The organism is Streptomyces sp. NBC_00344 (genome assembly GCF_036088315.1).
Classification (GTDB): domain Bacteria; phylum Actinomycetota; class Actinomycetes; order Streptomycetales; family Streptomycetaceae; genus Streptomyces.
In genome coordinates this window covers 1,904,486-1,926,097 of the sequence record NZ_CP107996.1, presented here as the reverse complement: position 1 = coordinate 1,926,097, position 21,612 = coordinate 1,904,486, and the positions used below count along the sequence as shown (strand labels likewise).

Here is a 21,612-nt window from a genome sequence, read left to right as displayed (position 1 = left end):
GATTCCCTCAGCACTCGATGATGTTCACCGCGAGCCCGCCACGCGCGGTCTCCTTGTACTTCACCGACATATCGGCGCCGGTCTCCTTCATGGTCTTGATGACCTTGTCCAGCGACACCTTGTGGCTGCCGTCGCCGCGCATCGCCATCTTGGCCGCGGTGACCGCCTTGACCGCCGCCATGCCGTTGCGCTCGATGCACGGGATCTGGACGAGACCACCGACCGGGTCGCAGGTGAGGCCCAGATTGTGTTCCATGCCGATTTCGGCGGCGTTCTCCACCTGCTCGGGGGAGCCGCCGAGTACCTCGGCCAGCGCGCCGGCCGCCATGGAGCAGGCGGAGCCGACCTCGCCCTGGCAGCCGACCTCGGCGCCGGAGATGGAGGCGTTCTCCTTGAAGAGCATGCCGATGGCGCCGGCCGCGAGCAGGAAGCGGACGACACCGTCCTCGTCGGCGCCGGGGATGAAGTTGATGTAGTAGTGCAGGACCGCCGGGATGATGCCGGCCGCGCCGTTCGTCGGCGCGGTGACGACGCGGCCGCCCGCGGCGTTCTCCTCGTTCACCGCCATCGCGTAGAGGGTGATCCACTCCATGGCGTGGGCCAGCGGATCGCCCTCGGCGCGCAGCTGGCGGGCCGAGTGGGCGGCGCGGCGGCGGACCTTGAGGCCGCCGGGGAGTATGCCCTCACGGGAGATACCGCGGGAGACGCAGGACTGCATGACCCCCCAGATGTCGAGGAGCCCCGCGCGGATCTCGGCCTCGCTGCGCCAGGCCTTCTCGTTGTCGAGCATCAGGGCGGAGATCGACAGGCCGGTCTCGCGGGTCTGCCGGAGCAGCTCGTCGCCGGTGCGGAAGGGGTGCTTCAGCACGGTGTCGTCGAGCACGATGCGGTCTTCGCCGACGGCGTCCTCGTCGACGACGAAGCCACCGCCCACCGAGTAGTACGTCTTCTCCAGCAGCAGGACGCCCTCGTGATCGCGGGCGGACACCGTCATACCGTTGGCGTGGTACGGCAGTGCCTTGCGGCGGTGCAGCTTCAGGTCCCGGTCGTAGTCGAAGGCGATTTCGTGCGCGCCCAGGAGGTTGATGCGGCCGGTGTCGCGGATGTGGTCGATCCGCTGGTCGGCGTGCTCGACATCGACCGTGCGGGGGGATTCGCCCTCCAGGCCGAGGAGCACCGCCTTGGGGGTGCCGTGTCCGTGGCCGGTCGCACCCAGGGAACCGAAGAGCTCGGCGCGTACCGACGCGGTGTGGGCCAGCAGGCCCTCGTTCTTCAGGCGCCGGGCGAACATCCGGGCCGCGCGCATGGGGCCGACCGTATGGGAGCTGGACGGGCCGATGCCGATCGAGAACAGGTCGAAGACCGAGATGGCCACGGGTGACTCCTCAATGGTTGGTAGACGCCGTTGTCTGCCGGGGTGGTGCAGAAAGCCTGAGCGAATACGCGGTGCGGGGCACCACGCGCACTGTCCAGTGTGCGCGGTGCCCCGGTGTTCGTACAAAAGGGTACGGAATGCCGTACGGAACTACTACAGACCGGGGTACAGCGGGTGCTTCCCGGCCAGTGCGCTGACCCGGGCGGCCAGTGCCTCCCGGTCGTACGCCGGCTTCAGCGCGGCCGCGATGATGTCCGCCACCTCGGTGAAGTCCTCGGTCCGGAAACCGCGGGTCGCCAGCGCCGGTGTACCGATGCGCAGGCCCGACGTCACCATCGGGGGCCGCGGGTCGTTCGGGACCGCGTTGCGGTTGACCGTGATACCGACCTCGTGGAGACGGTCCTCGGCCTGCTGGCCGTCCAGCTCGGAGTTGCGCAGGTCGACGAGGACCAGGTGCACATCCGTGCCGCCGGAGAGTACCGAGACACCGTGCTCGGTGACATCGTCCTGCACCAGGCGCTCGGCCAGGATGCGGGCGCCCTCCAGGGTGCGCTGCTGACGGTCCTTGAAGTCGTCGGTCGCCGCGACCTTGAAGGAGACCGCCTTGGCCGCGATCACGTGCTCCAGCGGGCCGCCCTGCTGGCCGGGGAAGACCGCGGAGTTGATCTTCTTGGCGAGCTCGGCTGTGGAAAGAATCACGCCACCGCGCGGGCCGCCGAGGGTCTTGTGCGTGGTGGTGGTGACGACGTGCGCGTGCGGCACGGGGGAGGGGTGAAGACCCGCCGCCACCAGGCCGGCGAAGTGCGCCATGTCGACCATCAGATACGCGCCGACCTCGTCGGCGATCTTCCGGAACGCGGCGAAGTCCAGCTGGCGCGGATACGCCGACCAGCCGGCCACGATCAGCTTCGGCTGGGACTCCTTGGCGAGGCGTGCGACCTCGGCCATGTCGACCTGGCCGGTCTGCTCGTCGACGTGGTACGCGACCACGTTGTAGAGCTTGCCGGAGAAGTTGATCTTCATGCCGTGGGTCAGGTGCCCGCCGTGGGCGAGGTTCAGGCCCATGATCGTGTCACCGGGCTTGAGCAGCGCGAACATCGCGGCCGCGTTGGCCTGGGCGCCCGAGTGCGGCTGCACGTTGGCGTGCTCGGCGCCGAACAGCGCCTTCACCCGGTCGATCGCGATCTGTTCGATGACGTCGACGTGCTCGCAGCCGCCGTAGTAGCGGCGGCCGGGGTAGCCCTCGGCGTACTTGTTGGTCAGGACCGAGCCCTGCGCCTCCATGACGGCGACCGGAGCGAAGTTCTCCGAGGCGATCATTTCGAGGGTGGACTGCTGACGGTCGAGCTCGGCGTCGACGGCGGCGGCGACGTCCGGGTCGAGCTCGTGGAGGGAGGAGTTCAGAAGCGACATCAAAGAATCCCTAGTTGCCGGCGGAGAGAGCGTCGTACTCGTCGGCGGTGAGCAGATCGTCCGGCTCGCCGGTGACGCGCACCTTGAACAGCCAACCGCCCTCGAAGGGAGCGGTGTTCACCAGCGACGGGTCGTCGATGACGTCCTGGTTGATCTCGGTGATCTCACCGGACACCGGGGCGTACAGATCGCTGACCGACTTGGTCGACTCCAGCTCACCGCAGGTCTCTCCCGCGGTCACCGTGGAGCCGGCCTCAGGGAGCTGGGCGTAGACGACGTCACCGAGCGCGTTGGCCGCGAACTCCGTGATGCCGACCGTCGAGACGCCGTCCTCGGCGACCGACAGCCACTCGTGCTCCTTGCTGTAACGCAGCTGCTGGGGGTTGCTCATGACCTGATTCTCCTGGATGCGGTGGAGTGCTGGTGAACGGGTGTCTTGAGGATTGAGACGAGGCGGGGGCCGGAGAGCGTGGAGTGGGTCACTTCCGGCGCTTGTAGAAGGGGAGTGCCACGACCTCGTACGGCTCATGCGTACCGCGGATGTCCACGCCCACGCCGGAGGTGCCGGGCTCGGCGTGGGCCGCGTCGACGTAGGCGATGGCGAGGGGCTTGCCGAGAGTGGGCGACGGGGCACCGGATGTGACCTCGCCGATCACCTGGCCGCCGGCCACGACCGGGTAGCCCGCCCGGGGGACGCGGCGGCCCTCGGCGATCAGACCGACGAGCTTGCGCGGAGGGCTGGAGACAGCCCGCTCGGCGGCGGCCTCCAGGGAGGAACGCCCGACGAAGTCGCCCTCCTTCTCGAACTTGACGACCCGGCCGAGCCCGGCGTCGAAGGGGGTCAGAGCGGTGGTCAGCTCGTGCCCGTACAGCGGCATGCCGGCCTCCAGACGCAGGGTGTCGCGGCAGGAGAGGCCGCAGGGCACCAGACCGGCGGGGGCGCCTGCCTCGGTCAGTGCCTGCCACAGCCGGACGGCGTCGGACGGGGCGACGAACAGCTCGAAGCCGTCCTCGCCGGTGTAGCCGGTGCGGGCGATCAGCGCCGGAACGCCGGCCACCGTGCCGGGCAGGCCCGCGTAGTACTTCAGCCCGTCCAGGTCCGCGTCGGTCAGCGACTTCAGGATGCCGGGGGACTCGGGGCCCTGCACGGCGATCAGCGCGTACGCGTCGCGGTCGTCGCGCACCTCGGCATCGAAGCCCGCCGAGCGCTCGGCCAGCGCGTCCAGCACGGTCTGCGCGTTGCCCGCATTGGCCACGACCATGTATTCGGTGTCGTCCAGCCGGTAGACGATCAGGTCGTCGAGGATGCCGCCGTCCTCCCGGCAGATCATCGTGTACCGGGCGCGGCCCGCGCCGACCGTGCCGATGTTGCCGACCAGGGCGTAGTTCAGCAGATCCACGGCGCCCGGTCCGGTGACGGTGATCTCGCCCATGTGGGAGAGGTCGAAGAGTCCGGCGCGGGTCCGTACGGCGTTGTGCTCGTCGCGCTCGCTGGCGTAGCGCAGCGGCATGTCCCAGCCGGCGAAGTCGGTCATCGTCGCGCCGAGCGAACGGTGGGTCGCGTCGAGGGCGGTGAGACGGGGGGCGGTGCTCATATGTGGGGCTCCCAGGGCATGACAGGCGAGGACGATTCCTCCCCATCTGTCATCGGAACCTGAGAGGTTCGCCGGCGCCTCCTGACGGGGCTCGGCTTGCACCTTGGGTGGGGCCGCACGGCGGCGGCCCGCTTTTCAGATCTGCCTCGTCCGCGCGGTACGGGGCCTGAGAGATTACAAGGGAGGGACTTGCTCCTTCGGCGCCCCGGCCGAAGGCCGAGGACTCTCCCGCGCGGATTCGAACGGCCTGTATGGAGTTTGGCGCGCACATCATCGCACGGGAGGGGGAACCGTCGTCGCGCGGCGGGCGGAACCGGCAAATCACCTTGTGCCGCATTACCGTTTCTTTACACTTCTTGGGCAGGGGTTCAACGCCCGACGGGGGGAGCGGTCATGACGGGACAGGGACGGAGCGCGGCCACGGCGACCGGCGGTCCGGGTGCGGTACCGGCCAGGTCCGGGGCCGTGCGGCGGGAGGCCGACGGGCCGCCGCGGCCCACGGTCCGCGATCTGCGCGCGAGGGCCGGGCACAGTCCGCACCGGCTCCGGTTCTCCCCGGGGGACGTGGTCGTGGTGTCCGGTCTGCCGGGCAGCGGAAAGTCCACCCTGTTACGACGCGCGGCCGGCGCGCATCGCATCGACTCGCAGGACGTGCGGGACCGCTGGGAGCGCCGGATGCCCCGGTTCCTGCCCTACTGGAGCTACCGCCCGCTGGTGCGCGCGGCCCACTACGCAGGTCTGTGGCGGGCGTTGAGATCCGGCCGGGACGTGGTGGTGCACGACTGCGGGACCCAGGCCTGGGTACGCGCCCGGCTCGCCGGAGCGGCGCGGCGCCGCGGGGGAGCCCTGCATCTGCTGCTGCTCGACGTCCCTCCAGAGGTGGCGCGGGCGGGCCAGGACGAGCGCGGCCGGGGCGTCTCCGCGTACGCGTTCGCCAGGCACCGGCACGCGGTCGGCCGGCTGGTGCGCGAAGCGGAGCGCGAGCGGCTGCCTGCGGGCTGTGGTTCGGCGGTGCTGCTCGACCGGGAGGCTGCGGGAACCCTGCGCCGGATCGGCTTCGGGGACGGGCCGTGGTCCGGGGAAGGGCAGAGTCACGACCGTCCACAGGGTCGTTAGGGTTCGTTCAGTACACGACAGGTGAGAAGGGGATATCTCGGTGGACATGGCATGGCCGGGCAACGAGCTCGAAGAGGTACTGACGGCCTCGGTCGGTAACCCCGCCGCGGGCGGCCGGCTGATCGAGGTGCTGGGACGCAGCAATCTCTGGGTGCCGCTGCCCAACGGCGGCAGCAACGACAGCCGTGCGCTCGACCTGCCCACGCTCGACATCGAGGGCGGGGCGTACGTCCCCGTCTTCAGCTCCGAGGCACAGTTCCTGCAGTGCGTCGGATCCCATCTCTCCTTCACGGTGGCGCCCGCCGTCGCATTCGCCCGGGGTCTTCCCCCGCAGCTGGGCATAGCCGTGAACCCGGGCGGCGCGATCGGTGTGCCGCTGCCGCCGCCCGCCGTGGCGGAGCTCTGCCGGGCCGGGCGCACGTCCCTGGACGGACCTGCGAGCGGTGGCCGGGTGCGGCTGTTCGAACCGGACTGGCAGGACGACCCGGTCGACTTCCTCTCGGCGGCGGCAGGCGAGTTCGAGCAGATCGGGGCGGTCAGCTCGGCGCGCAGGGCGCTGGCCTCGATCGAGGGCGGGGATCCGGTGCTCTTCGTCGGAGTCGAGTTCTCGGCCTGGGAAGGCGAGGGCCGGGACGCCCCGATGGATGCTCTCGGCCGGGTACTGGGCCGGGTCGAGGTGCGCTGGCCGGTCAATCTGGTCCTGCTGGACGTGGCGCAGGATCCGGTGGCCGACTGGATGCTGGAAAGGGTGCGGCCCTTCTATGTCAGGGACGCGCTGACGCCCTCCTGAGAACTGCCGGGTGCTCCCTGGCGAATCAGCGTGCCGAGCCGGCGGCGCCGCATCGCACGGCGCAGGGGCGCGCATACTGGATGGATTCGGGCGTACACCCCGCGCGGCGAGGTGCCGTGGCTGTCGTCGTGCGCCCGCGGGGATTACGGGTCGGTCCTCAGTGGGTGGTCAAGAGGCCCGCCCGCCTAAGCTGGTGGGATGCGCGGCACGGTCGGCGGAAGAGTCGGCCGGAGGGGACGTCCCCCAGCGACAGCTGAGGGACGGCGGATCGAAGAGGGGCGGTACCCAGTGAGTGCGTCGGGCACGGCGGCGGCCGGGCAGGTGGAGCACATGCTGCGCCAGGTGACCCCCGGGCGGTACGACGCCTACGAGGCGCTGCTGCACGCCCTCGCCGACGGCCACCTCTGGATGCTGCTCTGGCACGGCCAGGCCGGTGCGCCCGACGCGCAGTACGGGAACATGGAGGTCGAAGGGCTCGGTTACGCCCCGTGCGTGACGTCGGCCCAGGAGCTGGCGGTCAGTGGCTGGAACCGATCGCACGAGGTGATCACCGGTCGCGATCTGGCCCGTTCGCTCTATCCGGACCGCTGGGGTATCTGGCTCAACCCGCACACCTCCGGCGGAGGTGTGGGAATCCCCTGGACCGATCTGCGGCGGGTCGCCACCGGCCTCGACCGGATGCCCGCCGGTCCGCTGCGACTGTCCGAACCCGCCATCGACATCCCGCAGTTCTACGCCCTGCTCAGCCAGAACGCCCACCGCACCCCTGCGGTCCGCTCGCTGCGCCGGGTCTGGGTGCAGCCCGCCATCGGCACCCCGTATCTGGCCATCGGTCTGGATCTCTACGACACCGGACAGCAGTCGGTCGACTCCGTGCGGGCGATGATGCAGCAGTCGATCGCCGCGGTGCCCGACGGGCTGCCCGTATCGACCGTCGCGATGTCCGACGAGTACGACCCGGTCGGGATGTGGCTGCGGACGCACACCCGTCCGTTCTACGACCGTGAGGCCCACGGGGCCCCGTCGCCGGCCGCCGGATACGGCTACCCGCCAGTAGGCTGAGCGTCCCGATTCAGGGGCTCATAAGGCCTGTTGGGCGTCATGTCCGCTCTGGCGGGTTGATGTCGAATTTTTCCGCTCAGAGGTTCTTCTCGTCCGGATAACGGAACGCTGTTGCCCGCATCACGGTTGCGCAAACATTCACCGTCAGGTCTGGCGGGTGATCACAACCGCAATGAAGACTCCCCGCTAAAGAGCATCGTCGTGCCCTTGCGCGACGCGTCTACACGCAACTTCCGTCACTTCAGCTCAGTGGCATCACCCGATGCGCTTGATGCACAGCAGCCGCCACCGCGGCAGGTACGGGCCGGCCACCGCCGGCCGGGAGGGGTCAAAGGCACTGTGACCGCACCGATCGAGACCACCGGAGCGACTGCCGAAGCGCAGCCGGAGGCAATACTCACGGGGGCCAAGCAGAGCCAGATCGAGGGCCGTTCGCTCAGCCGGATCGCCTGGACGCGCTTCAAGCGCGACAAGGTGGCCGTCGCGGGCGGCGTCATCGTGATCATGCTGGTCCTGCTTGCCATCCTCTCCAAGCCCATTCAGTGGATATTCGGCCTCGACCCGAACAAGTTCCACCAGGATCTGATCGACCCGGCTCTCCTCAGGCCCAAGGGTGCTTGGGGCGGCATGAGTTGGTCCCATCCGCTCGGCGTCGACCCGCAGTACGGGCGCGATCTGCTGACCCGCATCATCGAGGGGTCCTGGGTCTCGCTGCTCGTCGCGGGAGGTGCGACGCTGCTCGCGGTGCTCATCGGCGTGTTCTTCGGCGTCGTGGCCGGCTACTACGGCGGTTTCGTGGACACCCTCATCAGCAGGACCATGGACACCTTCCTGGCCTTCCCGCTTCTGCTCTTCGCCATCTCGATCTCGGCCTCGCTGCAGGACGGCGCGTTCGGGCTCAGCGGACTGCCCTTGCGGATCAGTGTGCTGATCTTCGTGATCGGATTCTTCAGCTGGCCGTACATGGGCCGGATCGTGCGGGCCCAGACGCTGACTCTGCGCAACAGGGAGTTCGTCGAAGCGGCCAAGAGCCTCGGTGCGCGCGGCCCGTTCATTCTCTTCCGCGAACTGCTGCCCAACCTCGTCGCGCCGATTCTGGTCTACGCGACCCTGATGATCCCGACGAACATCCTGTTCGAGGCGGGCCTCAGCTTCCTCGGCGTCGGTATCGCTCCGCCGCAGGCCTCCTGGGGCCAGATGCTCAGTAACGCGAGCGACATCTACGAGGCGGATCCGCAGTACATGATCGTGCCGGGCCTGGCGATCTTCATTACGGTCCTGGCGTTCAACCTGCTCGGCGACGGTTTGCGCGATGCGCTCGACCCTCGCAGCAAGTAACCAACGATTGAGGGGGTTTCCTCAGGTGAAGACCAATAAAGCGACAGTTGTGGTCGCCACAGCTGTGGCGCTTGCACTGGGGGCAACCGCATGCGGCGGCTCCAAGGACAACGACGGCGGTGGCAAGGGGGGCTCCGGAGCCACCGACGCCGCACTGACCTCGGTCGTCAACAAGAGCGACAAGAAGGGCGGCACCCTGTCCCTGGCGCTGTCCGACGAGGCCGACTCGCTCGACCCGGGCAACACGTACTACGGCTGGGTGCAGAACTTCTCCCGCCTGTACGGCCGCACGCTCACGACGTTCAAGCCGGCAGCGGGCAAGGACGGCCTCACCGTCGTCCCCGACCTCGCCGACGGCCTGGGCAAGCCGAGTGACGGTGCCAAGACCTGGACGTACCACCTCCGCAAGGGTCTGAAGTACGACGACGGCACGCCGATCACCTCGAAGGACGTCAAGTACGCCGTCGAGCGGTCGAACTTCGCCCCCGAGGCGCTGTCCAACGGCCCGACGTACTTCAAGGCGCACCTCATCGGCGGCGACAAGTACAAGGGTCCGTACAAGGACAAGAACCCCGACGGCATCTCCTCCATCGAGACGCCGGACGACAGCACGATCGTCTTCAAGCTGAAGGACGCGTTCGCGGACTTCGACTACCTGGCGACGTTCTCGCAGACCGCGCCGGTGCCCGCCGCGAAGGACAAGGGCGCCGACTACGTCAAGAAGATGGTCTCGTCGGGCCCGTACAAGTTCCAGTCCTACGAGGAGGGCAAGGGCGCGACCCTCGTCCGCAACCCGAACTGGGACGCCAAGACCGACCCCAACCGCAAGGCCCTTCCGGACAAGATCAGCATCCGGTTCAAGGTCAAGCAGGAGACGGTCGACAACGACCTGATGGCGGACAACCTCTCGGTTGACGCCTCGGGTACCGGTGTCGCCCCGGCCAACCAGCCGAAGGTGCTCACCGAGTCGAAGTACAAGAAGCAGACCGACGACTCGTACGCGGGTGCCACCTCGTACATCGGTCTCAACCTGCACGTCGCCCCGTTCGACAACGTCCACTGCCGCAAGGCCGTGCAGTGGGGTATCGACAAGGCGTCCGTCCAGGCCGCGCAGGGCGGTGACCCCAAGGGTGACGTCGCCACGACGCTGCTGCCTCCGACGGTCAACGGGTACACCAAGTTCGACCAGTACCCGTCCGCCGGAAACAAGGGCGATGTCGCCAAGGCCAAGGCGGAGCTGAAGGCGTGTGGCAAGCCCAAGGGCTTCTCCACCAACATCTCGGCCCGCTCGGACCGTCCCGCCGAGATGTCCATGGTGACCGCGGTTCAGGCCTCGCTGAAGAAGATCGGCGTCAACGCCGAGATCAAGTCCTTCCCGGCCGGCAAGTACTTCCAGAACTTCGCGGGTAACCCGAGCTACGTGCACTCGCACAAGCTCGGCATGATCATGACTGCGTGGGGCGCCGACTGGCCCACCGGCTTCGGCTTCCTGGACCAGATCGCCAACGGCTCGGCCATCAAGCCGTCCGGTGGCAACAACGTCCAGGAGCTGAACGACCCGAAGGTCAACAAGCTCCTCAACCAGGGCATCGGCAACACCGACGACGCCGCGCGTGCCAAGACCTGGGGCGACGTCGACAAGGCCATCGCCGACGAGGCCTCGGCCGTGCCGCTGATCTACCGCAAGAACCTGCTGTTCCGGCCCACGTCCGCGACCAACGTCACGGTCACCCAGGCCTACCTCGGCATGTACGACTACCTGCTGATGGGCTCCAACAAGTAATCCCGGGCCCCCGCTAAGTTCGAAAGGCAGGTGAAGGCTTCGGTGTCCGCCGGGCCGGGCGCTCCCCACGAGGGAGCCGCCCGCCCGGCGGGCCCGGGGCCGGAATGCTGTGGCTGCGTACATCATCCGACGCGTCTTCGGCGCGGTGCTGCTGCTGCTGATCGTGAGCGCAGTCACCTTCGCGATCTTCTTCCTCGTACCCCGGCTCGCCGGACAGTCGATGGATTCCCTGGCCGCCCAGTACGTGGGCAAGGACGCCAACAAGGACTCCATCGCCGCTGTCAAGGAGAACCTGGGCTTCAACCACCCGCTGTACGTCCAGTACTGGAACTTCATCAAGCAGATCGTCGTCGGAGCCGACTACAAGTTCGGCCCCGAGGTCTCGCACTGCTCGGCGCCGTGCTTCGGCTTCTCCTTCAAGCAGCACGCCGAGGTGTGGCCGCAGATCACCTCGCGTATCCCGGTCACCTTCTCGCTGGCCATCGGTGCCGCGGTGATCTGGCTGGTCACCGGTGTCGCGACCGGCGTGGCCTCCGCGCTGAAGCGGGGCACCATCATCGACCGCTTCTTCATGGGTGTCGCCCTCGCCGGCGTCTCCCTCCCGATCTTCTTCACCGGCATGCTGGCACTGGGCATCTTCACCGTTCAGTGGCCGATCTGGGACGGCGTCAACTACGTCGCCTTCTCCGACAACCCGGCCGAATGGGCCTGGAACCTGCTGATCCCCTGGTGCTCACTCGCCTTCCTGTACTCGGCGCTCTACGCCCGGCTCACCAGGGCCGGGATGCTGGAGACCATGGGCGAGGACTACATCCGTACGGCCCGGGCCAAGGGCCTCAAGGAGAGCAAGGTCGTCGGCAAGCACGGTCTGCGGGCCGCGCTCACCCCGATCGTCACCATCTTCGGCATGGACTTCGGTCTGCTGATCGGTGGCGCTCTCATCACCGAGCAGGTGTTCTCGTTCCCGGGACTCGGCGCCTACGCGGTCAAGGGTGTCCAGGAGAACGACCTGCCGATCGTCATGGGCGTGACCCTGGTCGCCGCATTCTTCATCGTCGTCTGCAATCTGCTGGTCGACCTGGTGTACGCCGCCATCGACCCCAGGGTGAGGTACTCGTGAGCGAGGTTTCCAAGGAAAAGTCCGCGGCGCCGGGTGAGCCCGTGGCCGCCCGGACCACCGGCACCGATGAGGCCTTCCTCTCCGTACGCGACCTGCGCGTCCACTTCAACACCGATGACGGCCTGGTGAAGTCGGTCGACGGCGTCAGCTTCGACGTCAAGGCCGGACAGACCCTCGGTATCGTGGGCGAGTCGGGTTCCGGCAAGTCGGTGACCTCGCTCGGCGTGATGGGCCTGCACCGCTCGGCGAACGCCCGTGTCTCCGGGGAGGTCTGGCTGGACGGCGAAGAGCTGATCGGCGCCGACCCCGACCATGTGCGCCGGTTGCGTGGCCGGAAGATGGCCATGATCTTCCAGGACCCGCTCTCCGCCATGCACCCCTACTACTCGGTCGGTGCGCAGATCGTGGAGGCCTACCGGGTCCACCACAAGGTCACCAAGAAGGTCGCCCGCGCACGTGCCGTGGAGATGCTCGACCGGGTCGGGATCCCCGAGCCAGGCAAGCGGGTGGACTCGTACCCGCACGAGTTCTCCGGTGGTATGCGGCAGCGCGCGATGATCGCGATGTCCCTGGTGAACAACCCCGAGCTGCTGATCGCGGACGAGCCGACGACTGCGCTGGACGTCACCGTCCAGGCACAGATCCTCGACCTGATCAGGGATCTGCAGAAGGAGTTCGGCTCGGCGGTCATCATGATCACGCACGACCTGGGTGTCGTCGCCGAGATGGCCGACGAGCTGCTGGTGATGTACGGCGGCCGCTGCATCGAACGCGGTACGGCCGAGCAGGTCTTCTACGAGCCGCAGCACCCCTACACCTGGGGTCTGCTGACGTCGATGCCGCGCATCGACAAGGAGGAGACCGACCGGCTCATCCCGGTCAAGGGTTCGCCGCCGAGCCTCATCAACATCCCGGGCGGCTGCGCCTTCAACCCGCGCTGTCCCTACGCGGACATACCCAAGGACAACATCACCCGCACCACACGCCCGGAGCTGCAGCAAGTCAGCAGCGGCCACTTCTCGGCCTGCCACATGCCGCAGGATGAGCGGACCCGCATCTGGACCGAAGAGATTGCGCCGAAGCTGTGAGCGACAAGAGCGAGAACACCGAGAAGGCCGCGAGCGCCCCGAAGGCCGGCAAGGCCGCGGAGAAGGCGATTCCGGGGCAGGCGGCCGGTTCGCCGGAGCCGCTGCTGAAGGTCGAAGGGCTGGTCAAGCACTTCCCCATCCGCAAGGGGCTGCTCGGGCGCCAGTCGGGGGCGGTCAAGGCGGTCGACGGGATCTCCTTCGACGTCCGTCCCGGCGAGACGCTGGGCGTGGTCGGTGAGTCGGGCTGCGGCAAGTCGACCATGGGCCGGCTGATCACCCGGCTGATCGAACCGACCGGCGGCAAGGTCGAGTTCGAGGGCCGGGACATCACGCACGTCACTGCGGGACAGATGCGCCCGATGCGGCGTGACGTCCAGATGATCTTCCAGGACCCGTACTCCTCGCTGAACCCCCGTCACACGATCGGCACGATCGTCTCGGCGCCGTTCAAGCTGCAGGGTGTCGAGCCGGACGGTGGCGTCAAGAAGGAGGTCCAGGGCCTCCTCGAGCTCGTGGGCCTCAGCCCCGAGCACTACAACCGCTACCCGCACGAGTTCTCCGGCGGCCAGCGTCAGCGCATCGGCATCGCCCGGGCGCTCGCCCTGCGGCCCAAGCTGGTCGTGGCCGACGAGCCGGTCTCGGCGCTGGACGTGTCGATCCAGGCGCAGGTGGTCAACCTTCTGGACGACCTGCAGAGCGAGCTCGGACTGACGTACGTGATCATCGCGCACGACCTGTCGGTCATCCGCCATGTGTCGGACCGTATCGCGGTGATGTACCTCGGCAAGATCGTCGAGCTCGCGGACCGCAAGGCGCTCTACGAGTCGCCGATGCACCCGTACACCAAGGCGCTGCTCTCCGCCGTACCGGTGCCCGACCCCCGGCGCAAAGGTGACAAGAGCGAGCGGATCCTGCTCAAGGGCGATGTACCGTCGCCGATCTCACCGCCGAGCGGCTGCCGGTTCCATACCCGGTGCTGGAAGGCGACGGAGATCTGCAAGGTGCAGGAGCCGCCGCTGGTCGCGCTGAAGACCGGGCACCAGGTGGCCTGCCACCACCCGGAGAACGCGCCGGACCAGGTACCGGGCGAGGAGAGGCTGCCGGAGGCACGTGAGTCCGCCGAGCTGATCTCGATCACCAAGGACACGGCCGAGGCGGAGCCCGCCGAAGGGGCTGCCGACCAGGCGGCGCCGCAGGAGGCCACCGACGGTGCGGCCGAGGAGCCGACCGAGCAGTAGGTCATGCCAACTTGGCAAAGTCATGCACATGCCTATACGGGGGAGTGCAGAGTCTGTGTGTCCGTACCAATGGTGCATGCACGAAGGGCAGACTCTTGTCACTCTCCCGTTCGGCGCGTCTGGCGGCCCTCGCCACGGCCACAGCCTCCTTCTGTCTGATCGCAGCCGCTCCGGCCCCCTCGTCCGGGTCGGCCGGAATCGGTGATCCCTACTTCCCCGAGCTGGGCAACGGCGGTTTCGACGCACTGCATTACGGCCTCGATATCGCCTACAACCCCGGTACCGACCGGCTCGACGGCCACACCACCATTACCGCGCGCGCCACTCAGAATCTCTCTTCGTTCGACCTCGACCTGCAGAAGCTCGACGTCGCGTCGGTCGAGGTGAACGGCAGGGCCGCCCGTTTCACCCGCTCCGCAGACGAGATACGCATCAATCCCCGTGATGCCCTGCGCAAGGGCCGTACCTTCACCGTCGAGGTCGTGTACGGCGGCGTGCCGGAGTCGCTCAGCGGGCCGATCGTCTTCGGATCCGACTACGGCTGGATGAAGACCGACGACGGCGTGTTCGTCGCCTGTGAACCCAATGCCGCGTCCACCTGGTTCCCCTCCAGTGACCACCCGTCCGACAAGGCTGCCTTCGACATCACCATCACGGCGCCCAAGGGACTGACGGGGGTGTCCAACGGGCGCCTGATATCGAACCGTTCGTCGCACGGTTCGACGGTTGCCCACTGGCGTGAGTCCAAGCAGATGGCGACCTACCTCGCCACCGCCTCCATAGGGAAGTTCGACGTCAAAACCGGCCGCACCCCGGCCGGCACCCCCATATACGTGGCCATCGACCCGGTACTGTCCCACAGCAACGCAGTCGATGTGTACGCGGTCACCGCCGAGGCCACCGACTACTGGTCCAAGCTCTTCGGCCCCTATCCCTTCGAGGAAACCGGCGCCGTGGTCGACGACATGCCGCAGGCCGGTTTCTCGCTCGAGACCCAGTCCAAGCCCAGTTACTCGGCCGTACGCGACGAGTCGACGATCGTGCATGAACTCGCCCACCAGTGGTTCGGCGACTCGGTCTCGGTGAAGCAGTGGAAGAACATCTGGCTCAACGAGGGTTTCGCCACCTACGCCCAGTGGCTGTGGGACGAGCACCGGGGCACCCGCTCGGCGCACGACGCCTTCCTCGCCGGCTACACCTCACGTCCCGCCACGTCGTCCTTCTGGCAGACCCAGGTCGACGACCCGCAGCGGGACACGATGTTCGCGTCCGCGGTGTACCAACGCGGTGCGATGACGCTCCAGGTGCTCCGCGAGCGGATCGGGGACAAGGCGTTCTTCAAGCTGCTGCCCGCCTGGACCAAGGCGCACCGCTACGGCAACGTCGACACACAGGAGTTCGAGGCACTCGCCGAGAAGATCTCCGGACAACAGCTCGACGACCTCTTCGACAAGTGGGTCCACACAACGGGCAAGCCCGCGCTGTAAGGCGCTGAACAGGTACAACTGTCGGGTGCTCCATGAACTCTTCAAGGCCTCCGTCCAGCATTCGCTCGACCTCGCCGGGATCTTCGTCTTCGCGATCTCCGGGGCGCTGCTCGCCGTGCGCAAGAACTTCGATGTCTTCGGCATCGCGGTGTTCGCAGAGGTCACATCGCTGGGCGGAGGCCTGTTCAGGGACATCGTGATCGGTGCCGTCCCGCCTGCCGCGTTCACCGACCTGGGATATTTCGTCACCCCGCTGATCGCCGCCGCACTGGTCTTCTTCCTGCATCCCGAGGTGGAGCGGATCCAGGTCGGGGTGAACGTCTTCGACGCGGCCGGGCTCGGGCTCTTCTGTGTGACCGGCACCACCAAGGCCTACGACTACGGACTCGGGCTCACCGCATCCGCCGTGCTGGGGCTGGCCACCGCCGTAGGCGGCGGTGTGCTCCGCGACGTACTCGCCAACGAGACGCCCTCGCTGGTGCGCTGGGACCGCGATCTCTACGCGGTTCCGGCGATGGTGGGCGCGGGCATGGTGGCCCTGTTCATCCGCTTCGACCTGCTGACCGGCGCCACCGGGGGCCTCGCCGCACTCACCTGCTTCATCCTGCGGCTGCTCGCGATGCGCTTCCACTGGCGGGCCCCACGCGCCTGGAACCGTCGCTCGTCCGCCCTATCTACCGACGAGTAACATTGCGGTGTACGGTGCTTCCATGGCACAGGCATCCATCGCGAACAGCGAGTTCGACCGCGACACCGCGGTCACCCTCCGTGAAGAGGGCGTGTACGACGCCGAACTCTCGGCAGGCTGGACGATCTTCGGCGCGGTCAACGGCGGTTACCTGCTGGCCGTGGTCGGGCGGGCACTCGGTGACGCACTGCCGCACCCGGACCCCTTCTCGGTCTCCGCGCACTACCTCTCGGCGTCCGGCCCGGGCCGGGCGGTCATCCGGGTCCAGACCGTGCGCAGCGGACGGACCCTCTCGACAGGCCAGGCATCGCTCTTCCAGTACACCGAGGACGGCACCGAGGTCGAACGGATCAGGGTGCTCGCCTCGTACGGTGACCTGGACGCGCTCTCCGACGACGTCCGCACCACGGCGAAGCCGCCCGCCATCCCGCCCATCGAGCACTGCCTTGGTTCCGAGGACGGCCCCGCGCCGATCCCCGGCTCCGCCGCCATCACCGAGCGGCTGCGGCTCAAGCTCGACCCCGCCACCTGTGGCTGGGCCGTCGGCGCACCCTCGGGCAAGGGCGAGATGCGCGCCTGGTTCGAGCTGGCGGACGGCCGCGACGCGGACCCGGTCTCCCTGCTGCTCGCGGTGGACGCGCTGCCGCCGACCGCGTTCGAGCTCGGCATCAAGGGCTGGGTGCCGACAGTGGAACTCACCACCCATGTCCGGTGCCGGCCGGCGCCCGGGCCGCTCCGGGTGTCCATAGTGACGCGGAATCTCGCGGGCGGTTTCCTCGAGGAGGACGCGGAGATCTGGGACAGCGCGGACCGTCTGGTCGCCCAGTCCCGGCAACTGGCCCTGGTCCCGCGGGGCTGACCCTGTGCACCGCGCACATCACCCCGGAGGCCGGTGCAGGCCTCCGGGGTGATGTGCGCTCCCTGCCCGGGATGTCAGGGCCCCGCGCAGGGACTACGGGACAGCCCTCAGCGGCGGCGTCCCCGTCCGGGTCCCGACCACCCCGCCCCCACTCCGGCCATCTGCAGGGCCAGCAGAGCCAGTCCGATGAGCATCACATTCGTCGACGTGAACACATCGTTGGTGGATATGTCACCCGCGTTGATGAGGAACGCGATCACGAAGAGCACAGCGGCCGCGATGGCGAGCATGAGGTCCCCTCCTGTCAGTTCTGGATGAGGACCGTGTGCCCCGGCGCGCCGAGTTCAGACCTCGCGGCCCAGCCACGCCGCCAACCGGTCGTACACATCGGCGTCCTCGGGTACGGAGACCACCGGGCCGAACGGCACGTCGCCGCCCCGCCGGGCGGCCGGCAGGACCTGGCGGGCGAGTGGCAGTACCGCATCCGCGAGCTCCGGATCCAGCGGAAGCGGATGGGCGAGCGCACGGGTGAGGTCCCAGGTGTGCGTCACCGTTTCCATGAGATAGCCGCCCACGGCCGCGCGCCCCGGTATGTCGCCCCAGGGCACGGAAACCGTCGCGTCGAGCCGCTCGTCGACGGCCCATGCGGCGGACGCCCGCCGCATCGCCGACCCGTACGCGGTGCCCCATCCGTCGTCGGGGACACCGTCCATCCGGGCGGGCACCTCGGCGAAGTGACCGCCCTCGCCGATATGCGCGAAGCGATGGGTGGCACCGACGACATGGGAGATCAGGGCGCGCACGTCGTAGTCGCCGCAGGGCGTCGGGTCGTCGAGCCGGGCGACGGGCACGGTCTTCAGCAGTGCGGCGAACTGCTCCGCCGCACGCTCGAACAGGACACGGAGATCGGTGGTCGTGGTGGTCATGGCGTGAGCCTCCCAGCAAAACCTGACAGTGCTCGTCAGGTTTTGAGGGATTCTTGGAGACATGAAGTCCGAACGCCTGCTGTCCATTCTGCTGTTGCTCCAGACCCGGGGACTGGTGCCCGCCACCGAGCTGGCCGAACGTCTTGAGGTTTCGGTACGCACCATCTACCGGGACGTCGAAGCCCTGTCGGCCTCGGGTGTGCCGGTGTACACCGAGCGGGGCAGGCATGGCGGGATCGCGCTGCTTCCCGGTTTCCGCACCGACGTCACGGGGATGACCGCCGACGAGGCCCGCGCGCTGTTCGTGCTGGCCACCCAGGGAGCGCACACCGCGCTCGGGCTCGACCGGGCGCTCGGGTCCGCGCTGCGCAAGGTGATGGCGGCGCTGCCGGAGCCGCATCGCCCCGCCGCGGAACTGACCAGCAGGCGGATCCTCGTCGACCCGGTCCGCTGGATGAGCGGGCCGCAGCCCGCCGTCGACCTCAACGAACTGCAGAGCGCGGTCTTCGCCGACCGCCGGCTGCGGCTTCGCTACCGCCACAGCGGAAGCGGCGGATCGCACACCTACACGGTCGATCCCTACGGGCTCGTGGTGAAGGCCGGTGTCTGGTACCTGGTCGCCGACCACCGGGGAACCCCCAGGCTGTACCGCGCCGACCGGGTGGGGTCGGTGACGGAGACCGGTGCCCCGGTGATACGCCGGGCGGGGGTGGAACTCGCGGAGGTGTGGGAGGCGCTGCGCCGTCAGGTGGAGCGCAGGCCCGCAGGCGTCAGGGTGAGGGCGCGGGTCCGGATGCAGCGGCTCGACATGTTCGCCAGGATCAATGCGGTGCAGCTCACGGGAGAGCCGGTACCGCAGCCCGACGGCGAATGGGCCGAGGTGCAGCTGGTGTTCGAAGTCCTCCGCGCGGTGCGGCAGCTGCTGTCCTTCGCGGATTCCGTGGAGGTGCTGTCGCCCCCGGAGGCGCGGGCCGAACTGGCCGCCGCAGCCGAAGCGGTGGCCGCCGTCTACTCCGGCGGGACCTTCAGTCCAGCCAGTGCTGACGCCCCAGGCTGACCAGCCGAAGCTGCCGCCGGGCGGTTTCGCGTGCCCGCTCCGCCTCGGCCGGCCCGGTCTCCTCCGCCTCGAGCAGCACGGACGCGGTCATCACCATATGGTCCACATACACGCTCGCCAGCATCAGCAGATCGTCCTCGCTCCAGCCCGCGGACTGCGGCTCGTGGGCGAACGCCGCGGCCACCTCCTGTGCGAACCGGCGAAGTTGGGCGCCTATCGCATCCCTGACGGGCTGTACGCCGCCGTGCCGCTCACGGGCGATGAAGCGGACATGACCGGGCTGGGTACGCACCAGATCGCTGATCAGGTCGACGCTGGTCCCGATCCGTACCGTGCTGTCGCCGGTGTCCGCGAGGGTCGAGGCGATCAGTCCGTGCAGTGAACCCAGCGCCTCCTCGACAAGGGCGACACCCAGGTCGGCGGTGTCTCTGAAGTGCCGGTAGAAGGCCGTCGGTGCCACACCCACGGCGCGGGTGACCTCGCGCAGGCCGAGGCTGGAGAGGCTCTGTTCCTCCAGCAGCCGCAGGGCTGCGTCCAGCAGGGCCTGGCGGGTCTTCTGCTTCTGGGCCTGACGTATGCCGACGGTGTGACTCATGACATTCAGTAAACAGCCGTTCTCTGTCGAAGGGAAGCGTAGACTCAGTAGTCAGTGAACAGTCGTACCGACAATTGTTCACTCAAATGAAACGTACGCACATCAACGTGTTCGTCGAAAGGACTGTGATGATCGCCCTCGTCGCGCTTCTCCTGGTGTTCGGAGTCGTGCTGGGTGCCGTGGCACACTTCCCGGTCTCCGTCTCTCTCGTCGCCGCAGCCGTCATCGGCGGCTGGCTCGCGGTGTTCGCCGTCCGTGAGCGTCTCAGCAGGACCAGTAAGTAAGGGAGCCGAAAAAATCATGGAACTCACCGCATCCGCTCGTACGCGTACCGGCGTCCGTGACGCCGACGGCATGTCCGTCGCCGCCTTCGTGCTCGGCCTGCTCGGCCTGCTCGTCCTGAACGTCGTCCTCGGTCCGACCGCGATCGTGCTGGCGTCCATCGCTCTCTGGCGCGGCACGGCCCGCCGTGGCCGCGCCCTGCTCGGTATGGCCCTCGGTGTGGCCGACCTGGTGGTCCTGGCCGTGCTGATGACCTCCGGCGGCGGCGTGATCTGGAACTTCGGCAGCTGATACCGTCCGGAATCCGCGCATCACGCCCGACACGTCTTACGGATCCGGAGCGCCTTCATCCGGCCGCTCCGGCCATGCACCGGCTCGGCGAATGCCTCGCTCCGGATTTCGCTCCGTGAGCTCGAGGCTTCGCCGCAGGCGGCTTTCCGGCCTCCGGACGGTTCGCTTTCATGTGACCTACCGTGAATTTGGTCATGGGGTCAGGTGGAAGAGCCCGTACCGCGGACCCGCCCCGGTGAACGGCGGATTGGCCGGAAGTGGCTACGGCCGCCACCGGCCCGGCAGAACGGGTGTCGGACCCGTCTTCCGCGGGCTCGTAGAATCGGCGTCACCATGGCATACCTCGACCACGCTGCGACCACTCCCATGCTCCCGGAGGCGGTCGAGGCGATGACCGCCCAGCTCACCGTCACCGGCAATGCCTCCTCGCTGCACGCGGCCGGACGACGGGCCCGGCGCACCGTCGAGGAGTCCCGTGAGGCTCTTGCCGAATCGCTCGGCGCGCGCCCCAGTGAAGTCGTCTTCACCGGAGGCGGCACCGAGGCGGACAACCTCGCCGTCAAGGGCCTGTACTGGTCCCGCAGAGCCGCGGACCCCCGCAGGACCCGTGTGCTGGTCAGCCCGGTGGAGCACCACGCGGTGCTCGACGCCGTCGACTGGCTGGGCGTGCACGAGCGGGCGGAGATCGAGTACCTCCCGGTCGACGGCTACGGCCGGGTGCACGCCGCGGCGCTCCGTGAGGCGATCGAACGGAACCCGTCCGATGTGGCCCTGGCCACCGTGATGTGGGCCAACAACGAGATCGGCACCATCATGCCGATACGGGAACTCGCCGACGTGGCAGCGGAGTTCGACGTGCCGCTGCATGCCGACGCGGTGCAGGCCTACGGCCAGGTCCCGGTGGACTTCGCCGCCTCGGGCCTGGCCGCGATGACCGTGTCCGGCCACAAGGTCGGCGGCCCCTACGGCACAGGCGCCCTGCTGCTCGGCCGTGAGTACACCCCCGTACCCGTTCTGCACGGCGGTGGCCAGGAACGCCATGTGCGCTCGGGAACGCTCGATGTGCCCGCTGTCGCCTCGTTCGCGGTCGCCGGAGTACTGGCCGCCGAACGGCGCGAGCAGTTCGCCCGTGATGTCGGCGCACTGCGCGACGCTCTGATCGCCGCCGTGCGGACAGCGGTCCCGGAGGCGATCCTCGGCGGCGACCCGGCCGACCGTCTCCCCGCCAACGCCCACTTCACCTTCCCCGGCTGCGAAGGCGACTCCCTGCTGCTGCTCCTGGACGCCCAGGGCATCGAGTGCTCGACCGGGTCGGCCTGCACGGCGGGGGTGGCTCAGCCCAGCCACGTGCTCATCGCCACCGGGACCGAACCGGACCTGGCACGCGGCACGCTGCGCTTCTCCCTGGGACACACGTCCACCGAAGCGGATGTCGCGGCCGTGACCGAGGCGATCGGTCCGGTCGTGGAGCGGGCCAGGTCGGCAGGGCTCAGCTGACCGGACGGGCGG

22 protein-coding genes and 1 riboswitch are annotated in these 21,612 nt (G+C 68.5%); of the genes, 15 read left to right on the top strand and 7 right to left on the bottom strand.

Annotated elements, in window-relative coordinates; all coding sequences use genetic code 11:
* Nucleotides 1-7: 7 nt before the first annotated feature.
* From OHS16_RS08520 to gcvT, 4 genes are all read right to left on the bottom strand, one after another.
* A complete protein-coding gene (locus OHS16_RS08520) occupies nt 8-1,375 on the bottom strand; it encodes an L-serine ammonia-lyase (protein WP_328536563.1) in 1,368 nt (455 codons plus the stop codon).
* Nucleotides 1,376-1,528: 153 nt separating this feature from the next.
* A complete protein-coding gene (gene glyA, locus OHS16_RS08515) occupies nt 1,529-2,788 on the bottom strand; it encodes a serine hydroxymethyltransferase (protein ID WP_328536562.1) in 1,260 nt (419 codons plus the stop codon).
* A 10-nt stretch (nt 2,789-2,798) separates the two neighbouring features.
* Nucleotides 2,799-3,179: a glycine cleavage system protein GcvH gene (gene gcvH / locus OHS16_RS08510; protein ID WP_328536561.1), complete on the bottom strand. Its 381-nt coding sequence runs from the start codon at nt 3,177-3,179 to the stop codon at nt 2,799-2,801.
* Between the two features lie 88 nt (nt 3,180-3,267).
* Nucleotides 3,268-4,383 (bottom strand): glycine cleavage system aminomethyltransferase GcvT, encoded by a 1,116-nt coding sequence (gene gcvT / locus OHS16_RS08505; RefSeq protein WP_328536560.1) that lies wholly within the window; start codon nt 4,381-4,383, stop codon nt 3,268-3,270.
* 145 nt (nt 4,384-4,528) lie between these two features.
* Nucleotides 4,529-4,624: riboswitch (glycine riboswitch) on the bottom strand.
* A 152-nt stretch (nt 4,625-4,776) separates the two neighbouring features.
* Here gcvT and OHS16_RS08500 point away from each other — a divergent pair.
* The 11 genes from OHS16_RS08500 to OHS16_RS08450 all read left to right on the top strand — a co-directional run bounded on the left by OHS16_RS08500 (nt 4,777) and on the right by OHS16_RS08450 (nt 16,952).
* Nucleotides 4,777-5,499, top strand: a complete 723-nt coding sequence (locus OHS16_RS08500) for an AAA family ATPase (protein WP_328536559.1) — start codon at nt 4,777-4,779, stop codon at nt 5,497-5,499.
* A gap of 46 nt (nt 5,500-5,545) precedes the next feature.
* Nucleotides 5,546-6,289 (top strand): enhanced serine sensitivity protein SseB, encoded by a 744-nt coding sequence (locus OHS16_RS08495; RefSeq protein ID WP_328540765.1) that lies wholly within the window; start codon nt 5,546-5,548, stop codon nt 6,287-6,289.
* A 288-nt stretch (nt 6,290-6,577) separates the two neighbouring features.
* Complete coding sequence (locus OHS16_RS08490) at nt 6,578-7,351, top strand: enhanced serine sensitivity protein SseB C-terminal domain-containing protein (protein WP_328536558.1); 774 nt, start codon at nt 6,578-6,580, stop codon at nt 7,349-7,351.
* Between the two features lie 339 nt (nt 7,352-7,690).
* A complete protein-coding gene (locus OHS16_RS08485) occupies nt 7,691-8,689 on the top strand; it encodes an ABC transporter permease (RefSeq protein WP_328536557.1) in 999 nt (332 codons plus the stop codon).
* 25 nt (nt 8,690-8,714) lie between these two features.
* Nucleotides 8,715-10,472 (top strand): ABC transporter substrate-binding protein, encoded by a 1,758-nt coding sequence (locus tag OHS16_RS08480; protein WP_443042578.1) that lies wholly within the window; start codon nt 8,715-8,717, stop codon nt 10,470-10,472.
* 109 nt (nt 10,473-10,581) lie between these two features.
* The gene (locus OHS16_RS08475) at nt 10,582-11,592 is read left to right on the top strand and encodes an ABC transporter permease (protein WP_328536556.1); all 1,011 of its coding nucleotides are present in this window, start codon (nt 10,582-10,584) and stop codon (nt 11,590-11,592) included.
* Entirely contained in the window at nt 11,589-12,680 is a 1,092-nt protein-coding gene (locus tag OHS16_RS08470) for an ABC transporter ATP-binding protein (RefSeq protein ID WP_443042577.1), read from the top strand. The genes OHS16_RS08475 and OHS16_RS08470 overlap by 4 nt, the downstream gene beginning before the upstream one ends.
* A 68-nt stretch (nt 12,681-12,748) precedes the next feature.
* A complete protein-coding gene (locus OHS16_RS08465; protein WP_328540762.1) occupies nt 12,749-13,918 on the top strand; it encodes an ABC transporter ATP-binding protein in 1,170 nt (389 codons plus the stop codon).
* Between the two features lie 95 nt (nt 13,919-14,013).
* Nucleotides 14,014-15,405, top strand: a complete 1,392-nt coding sequence (locus OHS16_RS08460; RefSeq protein ID WP_328536555.1) for a M1 family metallopeptidase — start codon at nt 14,014-14,016, stop codon at nt 15,403-15,405.
* A gap of 25 nt (nt 15,406-15,430) precedes the next feature.
* Nucleotides 15,431-16,093, top strand: a complete 663-nt coding sequence (locus OHS16_RS08455) for a trimeric intracellular cation channel family protein (RefSeq protein ID WP_328536554.1) — start codon at nt 15,431-15,433, stop codon at nt 16,091-16,093.
* A gap of 22 nt (nt 16,094-16,115) precedes the next feature.
* The gene (locus OHS16_RS08450) at nt 16,116-16,952 is read left to right on the top strand and encodes a thioesterase family protein (protein WP_328536553.1); all 837 of its coding nucleotides are present in this window, start codon (nt 16,116-16,118) and stop codon (nt 16,950-16,952) included.
* Between the two features lie 107 nt (nt 16,953-17,059).
* On the opposite strand, the gene OHS16_RS08445 is transcribed toward OHS16_RS08450, so the two are convergent.
* Nucleotides 17,060-17,242, bottom strand: a complete 183-nt coding sequence (locus tag OHS16_RS08445) for a hypothetical protein (RefSeq protein WP_328536552.1) — start codon at nt 17,240-17,242, stop codon at nt 17,060-17,062.
* Between the two features lie 54 nt (nt 17,243-17,296).
* The gene (locus OHS16_RS08440) at nt 17,297-17,878 is read right to left on the bottom strand and encodes a TIGR03086 family metal-binding protein (protein ID WP_328536551.1); all 582 of its coding nucleotides are present in this window, start codon (nt 17,876-17,878) and stop codon (nt 17,297-17,299) included.
* Nucleotides 17,879-17,939: 61 nt separating this feature from the next.
* Here OHS16_RS08440 and OHS16_RS08435 point away from each other — a divergent pair, with 61 nt between their 5' ends.
* Complete coding sequence (locus OHS16_RS08435; RefSeq protein ID WP_328536550.1) at nt 17,940-18,935, top strand: helix-turn-helix transcriptional regulator; 996 nt, start codon at nt 17,940-17,942, stop codon at nt 18,933-18,935.
* Here OHS16_RS08435 and OHS16_RS08430 read toward each other — a convergent pair.
* Nucleotides 18,904-19,530 (bottom strand): TetR family transcriptional regulator, encoded by a 627-nt coding sequence (locus OHS16_RS08430; protein ID WP_328536549.1) that lies wholly within the window; start codon nt 19,528-19,530, stop codon nt 18,904-18,906. The two genes, OHS16_RS08435 and OHS16_RS08430, sit on opposite strands and share 32 nt — an antisense overlap.
* Nucleotides 19,531-19,616: 86 nt before the next feature.
* Between OHS16_RS08430 and OHS16_RS08425 the strand changes: the two genes are divergently transcribed.
* The 3 genes from OHS16_RS08425 to OHS16_RS08415 all read left to right on the top strand — a co-directional run bounded on the left by OHS16_RS08425 (nt 19,617) and on the right by OHS16_RS08415 (nt 21,600).
* Nucleotides 19,617-19,814 (top strand): hypothetical protein, encoded by a 198-nt coding sequence (locus tag OHS16_RS08425; protein ID WP_328541060.1) that lies wholly within the window; start codon nt 19,617-19,619, stop codon nt 19,812-19,814.
* A 16-nt stretch (nt 19,815-19,830) separates the two neighbouring features.
* Complete coding sequence (locus OHS16_RS08420) at nt 19,831-20,103, top strand: DUF4190 domain-containing protein (protein ID WP_328536548.1); 273 nt, start codon at nt 19,831-19,833, stop codon at nt 20,101-20,103.
* A 333-nt stretch (nt 20,104-20,436) separates the two neighbouring features.
* The gene (locus OHS16_RS08415; protein WP_328536547.1) at nt 20,437-21,600 is read left to right on the top strand and encodes a cysteine desulfurase family protein; all 1,164 of its coding nucleotides are present in this window, start codon (nt 20,437-20,439) and stop codon (nt 21,598-21,600) included.
* Nucleotides 21,601-21,612: the final 12 nt, after the last annotated feature.